This is a genomic window from Nocardioides sp. Bht2 (genome assembly GCF_047308515.1).
GTDB lineage: Bacteria > Actinomycetota > Actinomycetes > Propionibacteriales > Nocardioidaceae > Nocardioides.
Map to the genome: position 1 here is coordinate 18,501 of NZ_JBLBWI010000027.1, position 10,976 is coordinate 29,476.

11 protein-coding genes and 1 pseudogene are annotated in these 10,976 nt (G+C 65.6%); 9 read left to right on the forward strand and 3 right to left on the reverse strand.

The window, feature by feature from the left end; all coding sequences use genetic code 11:
- Positions 1-7 precede the first annotated feature (7 nt).
- The 5 genes from ACLM5J_RS20310 to ACLM5J_RS20330 are packed head-to-tail and all read left to right on the forward strand — an operon-like array spanning position 8 to position 6,496.
- Complete coding sequence (locus tag ACLM5J_RS20310; protein ID WP_413658500.1) at positions 8-1,393, forward strand: phenylacetate--CoA ligase family protein; 1,386 nt, start codon at positions 8-10, stop codon at positions 1,391-1,393.
- Positions 1,394-1,431: 38 nt separating this feature from the next.
- Positions 1,432-3,570 (forward strand): acetate--CoA ligase family protein, encoded by a 2,139-nt coding sequence (locus ACLM5J_RS20315; protein WP_413658501.1) that lies wholly within the window; start codon positions 1,432-1,434, stop codon positions 3,568-3,570.
- On the forward strand, positions 3,570-4,430 hold the full coding sequence (locus tag ACLM5J_RS20320) for an amidohydrolase family protein (protein WP_413658502.1): 861 nt from the start codon (positions 3,570-3,572) through the stop codon (positions 4,428-4,430). The genes ACLM5J_RS20315 and ACLM5J_RS20320 overlap by 1 nt, the downstream gene beginning before the upstream one ends.
- A 17-nt stretch (positions 4,431-4,447) precedes the next feature.
- On the forward strand, positions 4,448-5,653 hold the full coding sequence (locus tag ACLM5J_RS20325; RefSeq protein WP_413658509.1) for a CaiB/BaiF CoA transferase family protein: 1,206 nt from the start codon (positions 4,448-4,450) through the stop codon (positions 5,651-5,653).
- Between the two features lie 42 nt (positions 5,654-5,695).
- The gene (locus ACLM5J_RS20330) at positions 5,696-6,496 is read left to right on the forward strand and encodes a hypothetical protein (RefSeq protein ID WP_413658503.1); all 801 of its coding nucleotides are present in this window, start codon (positions 5,696-5,698) and stop codon (positions 6,494-6,496) included.
- Between the two features lie 311 nt (positions 6,497-6,807).
- On the opposite strand, the gene ACLM5J_RS20335 is transcribed toward ACLM5J_RS20330, so the two are convergent.
- Positions 6,808-7,350: an IclR family transcriptional regulator C-terminal domain-containing protein gene (locus ACLM5J_RS20335; RefSeq protein WP_413658510.1), complete on the reverse strand. Its 543-nt coding sequence runs from the start codon at positions 7,348-7,350 to the stop codon at positions 6,808-6,810.
- Positions 7,351-7,395: 45 nt separating this feature from the next.
- Positions 7,396-7,581: pseudogene (locus tag ACLM5J_RS20340) on the reverse strand (helix-turn-helix domain-containing protein); the annotation flags it as partial.
- A gap of 75 nt (positions 7,582-7,656) precedes the next feature.
- Between ACLM5J_RS20340 and ACLM5J_RS20345 the strand changes: the two are divergent.
- The 4 genes from ACLM5J_RS20345 to ACLM5J_RS20360 all read left to right on the forward strand — a co-directional run bounded on the left by ACLM5J_RS20345 (position 7,657) and on the right by ACLM5J_RS20360 (position 10,562).
- Entirely contained in the window at positions 7,657-8,184 is a 528-nt protein-coding gene (locus ACLM5J_RS20345; protein ID WP_413658504.1) for a nuclear transport factor 2 family protein, read from the forward strand.
- 1 nt (position 8,185) lies between these two features.
- Entirely contained in the window at positions 8,186-8,461 is a 276-nt protein-coding gene (locus ACLM5J_RS20350; protein ID WP_413658505.1) for a hypothetical protein, read from the forward strand.
- A 47-nt stretch (positions 8,462-8,508) separates the two neighbouring features.
- Positions 8,509-9,318, forward strand: a complete 810-nt coding sequence (locus tag ACLM5J_RS20355; protein ID WP_413658506.1) for an SDR family NAD(P)-dependent oxidoreductase — start codon at positions 8,509-8,511, stop codon at positions 9,316-9,318.
- Between the two features lie 71 nt (positions 9,319-9,389).
- Positions 9,390-10,562: an NADH:flavin oxidoreductase/NADH oxidase gene (locus ACLM5J_RS20360; RefSeq protein WP_413658507.1), complete on the forward strand. Its 1,173-nt coding sequence runs from the start codon at positions 9,390-9,392 to the stop codon at positions 10,560-10,562.
- A 126-nt stretch (positions 10,563-10,688) separates the two neighbouring features.
- On the opposite strand, the gene ACLM5J_RS20365 is transcribed toward ACLM5J_RS20360, so the two are convergent.
- Positions 10,689-10,976, reverse strand: a 288-nt coding sequence (locus ACLM5J_RS20365) for a response regulator transcription factor (RefSeq protein ID WP_413658508.1), incomplete at its 5' end; no start/stop codon positions are given.

Consider the following 10,976-nt stretch of genomic DNA (forward strand, 5'->3'; position numbering starts at 1 on the left):
CATTCCTGTGCCTGAAACAATCCGCCGACCGTCGCAGATGGTGGACCATGACGAGCTCGCGCGACTCTTTCCGCCGCCGCCCGAGTACTTCACCGGTGCGTGGCTCGATGAGCCCGACGAGATCGACCGGAAGAAGCTGGCCCGCCTGCAGCGTCGTGCGGTGGCAGCTTACGAGATTCCCTTCCACCGGGATCGATGGAAGGCCGCGGGGGTCAGCCCCCAGGACCTGGTCGCGCTGAGCGATGTCGGGGACTTCCCCACCTACGACGTCGACGACATCCGGGCGAGCATCGACGCGCACCCTCCGCTGGGCAACTACCAGGGCGCCGACATCGACGACCTGTTGGCGAATCCTCTTCGCATCCACTCTTCCGGCGGCACGACGGGCAAGCAGCGGCCGACGCTCTACACCGCGTGGGATCGTGAAGCAGGGGCCCTTCTGATGGCTCGGGGCCTGTACCTGCAGGGGGTTCGTCCAGGCGACACGGTCCTCAACAGCTGGTCCTACGGCTTGCACAACGGGGCGTTCATCTTCGATGAGGCGGTATGGGGTTGGCTCAACTGCCTGGTCATCACGACCAGCACCGGCAATGTCACCTCCACCCGAAAGCAGGTGGAGCTTGCGCGTGACTACGGTGCATCGGCGATCCTGACCACCGGCCCCTACATGGTGCGGCTGGCAGAGGAGGCCGCGGCGATGGGCCTCGACCTGCGCAAGGACCTCAAGCTGACCTGCCTGCCGATGAACGTCGGCAGCGAGGAGGCGGTCGAGGAGCTCTACGGCATGCCGGTGCTTCGGTCCTATGGGTTCCACGAGGTGCAGACGATCTCCAGCGAGTGCCCCGCCCGCAAGGGCCTGCACATCTTCGAGGACGCCTTCCACGCTCAGGTCGTCGACCCCGAGACGGGCGAAGAGTTGCCTGACGGTGAGTTGGGGTCGCTGGTGATCACGGAGATGTACAAGACCGGAAGCGCGCAGTTCCGCTACAACACCCTCGACCTTGCGGCGCTCATGCCCCGCGAGCAGTGCGAGTGTGGAAGTTGGCAGCGCCGGATGACTCCGTTCGCCGGGCGCGCCGACAACATGGTGAAGCTCCGCGGCGTCAACGTCTGGCCCGAAGGGGTCGGAGCGCTGGTCGCAGACGTCGACGGTGCCTCCTCGGAGTACTTCGTCACCGCACGGCGTGACGGCGTCAACGAGAGCCTCACCGCCTCCATCACCGTTGCCTCCCCTGAGGTGGACCCCGCCGATCTGAAGGAGCGAGTCGCTCGTCACCTCCACCAGGCGTTCGGCATTGTGATCGAGGTCGAGGTGCTCTCCCGGGAGCATCTCGACCAGCTCACCGAGCTGGCGACTTCGCCCAAGCCCAAGCGGTTCGGAGACCTGCGATGACTGACACGTCGATGACGTCCCCCGTTCAGCTACGTGATTTGGCAGTCGAGGTGGGTGACTCCGGTCAGCGGATGATGGTGCCGGAGCATGCGGTCAAGTCCTTCCTGCGGGAGCAGGGCATCAGGTGTCCACGCGGTATCAGCGTCAGTGACGACGAGGTCGCGACCACGGCGTTCGCCGAGCTCCGCGAGCCCTTGGTCGTCAAGGCGTTCGGGCCGGGACTGGTGCACAAGTCCGATGTCGGTGCGGTTTCTCTCGACGTCGGGCGGTCCGATTTGGAGGCCAGCATCGCGAAGATGCGAGTGAGACTCGACGGCGCAGGTGTTCCCGCGGCTGGCTTCTTGGTGGAGGAACAAGTGCCGAAAGGGGCCGAGCTCTTGCTCGGTATCGTTCGACGTGACCCGTTCGGCCTGCTGGTCGTATTCGGCGTCGGCGGAACCATGACGGAGATCGCGGACCGAACAGTGAGTCGGATGTACCCGCTGTCGCGCAAGGACGCAACCGAGATGGTGCGGGCGCTGCCGGCCGGCGTTCGTGCGGGATCCCGCACCGGCGTGCCGATCGACGAGCAGTCGCTGGTCGAGTTCCTGGTGGCGATGGCAGGCCCCCAAGGAGTGATCGGCGGCGTCGAGGAACTCGTCGACGAGTTCGAATGCAATCCGATCATCGCCAGGGGTGCGGACTTCCATGTCGTCGATGCCCGGATGATCCTCACTGTGACCGACGAGGTGCGTGCTGCGACGGCGCCCTCGACCACAGACTTCGGGCCGCTGTTCTCACCCCGTGCAGTTGCCGTGGCAGGAGCCTCGAGCACTCGGCTCGCGTTCGGCAACCGGTTCCTCGCGGCCTACAAGGCCGCTGGGTGGACCGAAGGTCTGTACGCAGTGCATCCGACGGCAGACGAGGTGGACGGAGTGCCGGCTGTGCGATCCGTCAGCGAAGTCGCGGGTGGAGTCGACTACCTGTTGTCAGCCGTCGCTGCGACTGCAACCCCTGGTCTGGTGCGCGAGTCCGGTGAGCATGCACGTTTCATCCAAGTCACCGCGAGCGGCTTCTCGGAGATCGGCAACGACCATCTCACCGACGCTCTGGTCGACGCCGCCTCCGGATCCGATGTGCGTGTGCTCGGGCCCAACTGCATGGGTGTGTTCAGCCCAGCGGGACGACAGTCCTTCCTGTTGAACACCCCTACCCAGGGCGGACCGGTCTCGGTGATCTCGCAGAGCGGAAGCCTCGCCAGTGAGATCGTCCTGAGCGGTGCGGCGCGGGGCTTGGGGCTGGGTAAGCTGGTGACAGTCGGAAACGCGGTGGACGTGTCCACGGGTGAACTCCTCGCCTGGCTGGCGGACGACGAGGACACGGAGGTGATCGGGCTCTACGTCGAAGGCGTCAGTGACGACCATTTCATGACGACGCTACGCCGTCTGCAGGGACGCAAGCAGGTCGTGGTCCTGGTCGGTGGCTTGAGTGTGCAAGGAGCGCGCGCCGTCGCCTCTCACACCGGTGCGATGGCTGGGGAGGATCGGGTCTGGGCAGCGCTCGCGGACTCCTTGGGAGTGACGGTCGTGCGGAGCCTTGAGGACTTCCTGGCTGCGCTGACCTATGCAGAGGTCGACGCGCGGCGGCGTGCACTTGCGCCGTCGTCTGCCGGTGCAGTGGGCGCGTTGGTGGTCGGCCCGGGCGGCGGAGCCTCCGTTCTGGCGACCGATGCATTCGATGCACGGGGGGTTGCTTTGACGCCGTTGACCCCAGAGCCGCGCGCCGCGCTGGCATCCCTCGGCTACGGGGCTGGCACCTCGGTGGCGAACCCTGTCGAGATCCCGATCGGACCCGGGGCGCCGGCTACCGCGTTCGAGAGTCTGCTCGCCCAGGTGACCGCCCACCAGGTCTTCGCCGACATCGTCATGCACATCAACGTCCAGTCCTGGTACGCCTTCGGCGGCGGTGGGATCGGCAACCTTCTCGAGGTGGTCGAGTCAGCCGGTCGCGTCGCGAGCGCGGGGGCACGGGTAGGCGTTGTGGTCCGGAGCCTCGACGCGGCACGGGCCGACCACGGAACGCTGATCCGCGAGGCATGCGTCGCCGCCGGGTTGCCGTTGTTCCGTGACTTCGACGAGGCAGCCGTAGCCGTCGCTGCGGCGCAGCGCTTCGACCAAGCACGGAGAGGAGACTCCTGATGGGAGCGATTGACTACTGGAGCAATTCCTTCGCCGCCGAGCGTGAAGTTCTCTGGCACGACGTGATCCGGGCCTCAGGGATCCCGCTCAAGGTCCGCAGCGGCGCCGATGGCTTCTGCGATGCGGACACCATGGTTGCCCGGATGGACGAGTTGGGGATCGATTCGCTCGTGCTCGTGGTCGCGGATGAGTCCGTATGGCACGGGGAGCATGAGTTCACCCGCGTTGCCGCAGCCCGGCCTGAGGAGGCCGCACGGCTGGCCGAGCAGTACCCCGGTCGCTTCTACGCACAGTGGAGCTACGACCCCAGCTTCGGCTCTGCCGGCGTGGCCAGGGCGCGCGAGGCTCTGAGCCAGCCTTGGATGGTCGGATTGCACCTGCACACGCATAGCTTCGACCGTACATTCGACCATGCTGATCACTACCCGTACTACGCATTGGCCTCGGAAATGGGCGTCCCCGTCGTCATGCAGGCGGGTACCTCAGGCGGGCCATTTCCCAGCGCCTGTGGCGCTCCGATCGGGATCGACCGTCCGGCGATCTACTTCCCGGAGGTTCGCTTCGTCCTCTCCCATACCGGATGGCCGTGGGTGGGGGAGGCGATCGCGATGGCGCTGAAGTTCCCGAACGTCTACCTGGGTACTGCGGTGTACCCGGCCCGTCACTGGAACGAGGACCTACGCCGGTTCATCACCGGCCCCGGCCGACGCAAAGTCCTGTACGGCTCCGGATTCCCGGCGTCGGGGCATCGCCACACTTTGACCCAACTGGACGATCTCGGCTGGTCCAGCGAGGTCAGCGAAGCCTATCTCGCCGGGAACGCCCGCGCCGTGTTCAACCGGATCGGGGGTCACCAGTGACGGCCGCAGCCGAGGCGGTGCACTCCGCCGCCAAGCCGTTCGACGGGATCCGGATCCTTGCCGCCGAGGGGATGCAGGCGTTGCCGTTCGCTACGCAGCTTCTCGCCCGGATGGGGGCGGAGGTGGTCAAGGTGGAACGGCCCGGCTCCGGAGACTCCGGCCGTTCCTCCGAGCCGGCGATGATCGATCCGCATGGGCGTCGGGTCGGTGCCACCTTTCTCCGCAACAACCTGTACAAGAAGAGCATCGTCCTGGATCTCAAGCAGCCCGAAGGGCGCGAGATCTTCGCTGAGCTCGCCGGCGGATTCGACATCGTCGCCGAGAATTTCACTCCTGGCGCGATGACCCGGATGGGTTTGGGCGAGGCGGCGCTGCGCAAGCGGTGGCCCGCCCTGATCTATCTGTCTGTCTCGGGCTTCGGCAACGCGCCGGGCTCGCCGTACCGGACTTGGCCGGCCTACGCGCCAGTCGCAGAGGCGATGTCCGGGATCTATACATGGCGCGATACGGGTCAGGCGCCGATCGTCAGTCCGCTCGGAGGCGTTGCAGACATCGGCACCGGCATGTTCGCGACGGTCGGACTGTTGGCGGCGCTCCGGCTTCGCGACTTGACCGGGCAGGGTCAGTTCGTCGATATCGCGATGATGGACTCGATGCTGGCTTACACCGACGTGGTCTCCAACTTCTGGTCGATGGACCTACACGAGCTGCCTCCGCTGTTGATGCATGCCTGCCGGGCGGCGGACGGCTGGTTCGTGCTTCAGGTAGGGCGCGAGCACCAGTTCGCTCGGCTGGCAGACATCTTGGGCTGTCCCGAGTGGCTGGAGGACGCTCGACTGGCGACCCGGGCGGGATGGGTTGAGCACTTCGAGAGCATCATTCGGCCCAGGATCGAGCGGTGGGCCGGCGATCGCACCAAGCTCGAGGCGTGCGCGTCCCTCGCGGAAGCGGGGATCGCCGCGGGCCCCTGTCTCACGGGAGCCGAGGTGGTCTCGGACCAACACGTCGCGGTTCGCCGCATGATGACGGAGATCCCACGCACTGATGGCGTGGAGAAGCCCGTCCTGATGCCCGGGAATCCGGTGAAGATGTCGGGACTCGAGGACGCAGAGATGGGGCGTGTTCCGTGGCTTGGTGAGCACACCGACGAGGTCCTGAGTGCTGAGCTGAGCTTGGCTGCTGGCGATCTGGACAGGCTGCGGGCCGCTGGTGTCATTGGCTGAGTGGCGACCTGGACGACGCACGAGACGACGAGAGGAACTGCGATGCTTCCGGCACCCCGTGTGGGCTTCCTGAGCTTGGCCAAGGCTCGTGATCCCAAGCTGCACCGCGCCATCAATGAATGGCATCAGTTGGATCATCGCCCCGAGAATCTGGCACTGGAGGGGGTCGCCCATGGTGAGAGGTTCGTGCAGACGCCGAAGCTGGCGGCGACCGCCCACGCACGCGGCGGGTTCGAGGATTTCGACTACGCCACGCTTTACTGGCTGGATGCGCCCGAGGGGCGCGCCATCGAGGTTTGGTCCGAGTTTGCGGAGCAATCATTTCGGGAGGGACGACGCCCCGATGTGGATCTGGTGGATCGCCCCTACATGGACTTCTTCCGGGTCGCCGGGTATCTGCCGGCTCCCGGCTCGCGACTGAACACGCGCGCACTGCACTTCCTGCCGGGAACGGGCGTTGTCATCATCGCTCGGGCGCTTCCGGCGGATGCTGGGCGCTCAGCGCTCGGGCGCCACCACGCTTGGGAGCTGGATACCGTTCTGCCGGCATTGGCGAATGTGCCCGGCTACGCTGCCGGTTGGGTGCTCCAAAACGACTCGACCCTGGCGCCGACTGAGTGGAGCATGCGGGAAGCCGCCGCAGTCCATGATCCCGCAGCGGAGATCATTCGCCTGACCTGGATCATCACCGAGGTCGACCAGCCCGGGACTGTCCTTGAGCGGATCCTCGAGACCCTTGGGCAAGTGCCAGAATCTGATGCCATGCTGGGCGAGACGGTCTTCCTCGGGGCAGCAGAAACGATCACCCCCTGGAACTGGTCCTGGTTCGACGACGAGTGCTGAAGGAACAGGCAAGGCCAGCCCGCCGGAGTCTACGGCTTCGCCGCTCCACAACGGGATCGGTGCCATCGAGTGGGTGTGCGCGGGGCGGAGCAAGTGATCCTCCGGGGAGGGTTCAGGAAGAGAACATGACTTTTGAACTCAAGGCAGCCAACTCGAGCACAGGACAACATCTGCGCCCAGGCGAGAGCAAACGCCTCCGTCGCGCCCAGGCTCCAGACTGGGTTCCTATCACCAGGGTGCGCGCCGCGCCCCCGTATTCGCATGTTCTTCTGGTCCGCCGATCTGGGTACCTCGGGGGTCGAAGAGTGAGCTCAGGCCAGACGGAGCTCCTGGGCGACTCGACGTGCGGCTCGCGCGACCTGGTCGACGGCCACCTCCTGGGTGGGTCCTTGGTGGCGCCAGGCGATCGAGACAGTGCCTACGGGCCCGCTGAATCCGTGGATTGGCGCAGCTGCCGAGCTGATTCGAGAGGCGCGATTCGCCCCTGACCGCAGTGCGACACCGTTGCGCCGTCGGATAGCGGCGAGCTCGTTTTCTAGGTGTCGACGGTCCACTGGTGATACACCGGCCTGAACTTGGAGATCCAGCACCTCATCGACCTCTTCGGGGGAAAGGTAGGCCAGGATGGACAGCCCGCCGGCGGTTTCAGTGGCTGGCAGTTGAATCCCGATCCGCGAGGGGACTTCGTGCCAGGTCCGGCCACTGCCGACCTTGTCGAGGTGACAGGTCATGGCGCCTTCCAGGACAGAAAGGTGGGCGACGGCGCCGCTTGCCTGATGCAGTTCCAGTAGCGCGTCGGCAGCTGCCGCGCGCAGAGTCTGATAGCCGATGGTCCGACGGCCCAGTTCCAGCACCCGTGATCCCAGTTGGTAGCCCGCCCCTGAGTGATGGAGCCAACCCCTACGAGTCAGCAGTCGGAGGATTCGATGGGCGGTGGTCCGGGGAAGCCCGGTGGTAGCGCTGACTTGGTCGAGGGTCTGCCGCAGGGGGCCGTCGAGGAAACACTCGATCACGTCCAACACTCGGTCGCCGAGTGCTGGGCGGGACGCATTCGCACCATCAATCACAAGTGCACAATGTACCACTCAATGGAACTTTTGAGATAGCTCCACCGTGTTGATCGCGAGGATTGTTGCAGCTAGGGCCACTGAGGAGGATGCATGGAAGCCCAGATGACCAATGTTGAACTGCAAGAACGTCTGCGTGCAGTGGAGGCACAACTGGAAATCATGCAGGTGATCGCGAGCTACGGTCCCGCGGTTGACGCTGGGGAAGCGGAGCAGGTCGCGGACCTCTTCGCTGATGATGCGCGGTATTCGTACAGCATGGGATCGGGGGAGACCACGCTGTCAGGCCGCGAGGGCTTGATCGACATGGTGCACGGGCCGATGCATCAGGAGATCATCACCGGCGGAGCCGGACACGTGATGGGGCAGCCTCGGATCGTGGTCGAGGGGGAGCGGGCGGTGGCCACGTGCCACTCAATGTTGGTTCGTTACGAGTCTTCAATTGGTCGTTGGTACGTCTATCGGCTTGCCGCCAATCGGTGGGAGTTCGCGAAGACCGCTGCGGGCTGGCGGGTCGCGCATCGCGTGAACCGCCTGCTCGACGGGCGCCTGGACGCCCGTGTCCTGCTGGGCGAGGCGCCCTCGCTCGACTTGTCTGGCTCCGACCAGAGCGCCTGCTGACATGCTGCGCTTCACGATCGGACGAGTCCTGGCCGCGGTGCCTCTCATCTTCGCGGTGCCGCTAGTCGTCTTCCTTCTCATCGAACTGGTGCCGGGCGATCCCGCTCGGATCCTCGCCGGCGAGAACGCGACCGCCGGACATATCGAGGCAGTGCGGATCTCGTCGGGCCTGGACCAACCCGTCTTGGTGCGCAGCCCACTGGTGATGAACACCGACAACGTCCCTTGGGCAGCCCAGGGCCCGCAGGACCTGCGCTGGGTCGCAGAGAGCAAGTGAGCCCGGACCCGACTCCGGCCGCCACGGCCATGACACAAGGAGCAGACATGTTCGACACCGCGAAGTACGGGGCCTGGGCGGTCATTGCAGGAGGGTCTGAGGGGGTGGGCGCCGAACTCGCCCGTCAGCTCGCCGAGCGGGGCATCAACCTCGTCCTGGTGGCACGCAAGCCGGAGCCACTCGCTGAGATCGCGGAAGCGGTAGCGGACTTGGGCGTGAAGGTCCGCACCGTCCAACAGGACCTGCTGGTACCAGACGCGCTGGACCGCGTGCGTGAGATCACCGATCCGCTCGACGTCGGACTATTCGTCTACAACGCTGGCTCGAATACCTACCGCGGCGAGTTCGTCGAGTCCGACGAAGCCGGTGTGCAGGGGGTCATCGACCTCAATATCACCGCACCGCTGGCCTTCTTGCGGCACTTCGGTAACCGCCTCAAGCACCGTGGCGCGGGCGGTGTGATCGTGCTCGGTTCGGTGGCCAGCTTCGTCGGCCACGCCAGCATCGCGCCGTATGTCGCGGCCAAGGCGTTCCTGCGGATCTTCATCGAGGGTCTTTGGGTCGAGCTGAAGCCGCACGGCGTCGATGTCCTTGAGCTGTGCCTTGGGCTGACCCGGACACCGGCGATGGAGCGACTGGGCTACGACTTCGATAAGCCCGGCCAGAAGTCCTCATCGCCGGCCGTGGTAGCCGCCGAAGGGCTGGCACACCTCGCCGAGGGACCGTCCTGGATCGCGGACGGTCAGCTGAATGGCGCCAAAGAGAAGACGAGCTTCCCGCGGGCGACGATCGTTGCGGGAGTCGATGCCGAGTATCGGGCGATGTCGGCGCCTGAGCCCGCCGGTAACACCCTGTAGTGGCGGCTGGGCCGGTTTGTGCACGGTCACAGGTCGGGCCCGACCACCGTTGATGACGGACAAGGAAGACAATGCCCAAGCTTTTCGAGTCGCTGACGATCCGAGGCGTGACCGCCCGCAACCGCACGATGGTGTCTCCGATGTGCATGTACATGGCCGAGCAGGGGATGGCCAATGACTACCACCTCGTACACCTCGGTCGTTTTGCCCTGGGGGGTGCCGGCATTGTGATGGCGGAAGCCACGGCAATCGAGCCAGAGGGACGGATCGCTCACGGCGATCTCGGCCTCTGGAACGACGGCCAGGGCGAAGCGCTGGCGCGGGTGGCCGCATTTATCTCGGAATACGGTGCGGTCCCTGGCATCCAATTGGCACACGCCGGCCGGAAGGCCTCCTGCCGGTCCGCTGCTGCAGGCGGCGACCCACTCGGCGCCACTGATGCTGCGGCCGGAGAGCCTCCGTGGCAGATCGTAGGTCCCAGCGCGTTGGCGGCTGGTCCTGAGTGGCCGGTTCCCGTTGCGTGGACCACCGAGGAGGTCGAGGCATCGATCGATCGTTGGGCCTCCGCTGCCAGGCGGGCAGTCCAAGCTGGTTTCAAGGTGATCGACCTCCACGGTGGCCACGGCTACCTTCTGCACTCCTTCCAGTCGCCAATCTCCAACCGCCGCATCGACAAGTTCGGGGGCAACCCCGGTGGCCGGATGGCCTATCCGCTTGCTGTGGTCAGGGCAGTGCGCGAAGCGATCGGGGAAGACGTTGCCCTCTTCTATCGGATTTCGGCCACCGAAGGCGTCGCCGGCGGGGTCGGCGTCGGAGAGTCCATCGTTTTCGCGAAGGAACTGCGGACCGCTGGGGTCGATCTGATCGACGTGTCGTCAGGCGGGGTGAGCACGGATCGTTCAGTCGACGCGCGTGTGCGACGCGGATACGCATTCCACGCCGACCTTTCCCGAGATATCCGGGAAGGCAGCGGGATGCCGGTGGCGACCGTGGGTCTGATCGTAGATCCGCACCAGGCTGAGGCCGTCCTTGACCACGGGGAGGCCGACATCGTCGCCCTGGGAAGGGAAATGCTCGAGAACTCGCAGTGGCCCCACCATGCACGACTCGCGCTTATGAGCGACCATGCCGCGTGGCATGACGAGGTTCGCTGGGCACTGGAACTACGTGCCGCGGGCAGGGCCCGACTGGCGCACCTGGGAGAAACGCCGATGACGCGTTACGACGAAAGGAGCAATAACTAGAGCTTCGTTCCGCGACCGTTCCTACAAACGCATCATGAGACGTGGCCGCCGCGACGTTCACGCCGTTCACGATCACCTCGCACAACTCGTCAAGACTCGCCGCCCTCGCAAGCGCTGCTGGGTCGATCACCGTTCCGAGCACCGCTCCGCAATCGCCGGTTTCACGTCGGCGGTGCCTTCGCGCTGCGTAACCTCGGAAGGCGCAAGTCCGGTCTGGTAGGCGATGACGACGAGTTGTGCCCGGTCTCGAGCGTGGAGTTTGGTCATCGCGCGTTGCACGTGGGCGCGGACGGTGAATGGGCTGAGGTACATCCGGTCGGCGATCTCGAGGTTGGACAGTCCGGTTGCGACCAGTGCCAGGGTCTGCCCCGAGTTTGGTTGACACCTGACCTGTGGGGATTCCACCTCACAAGC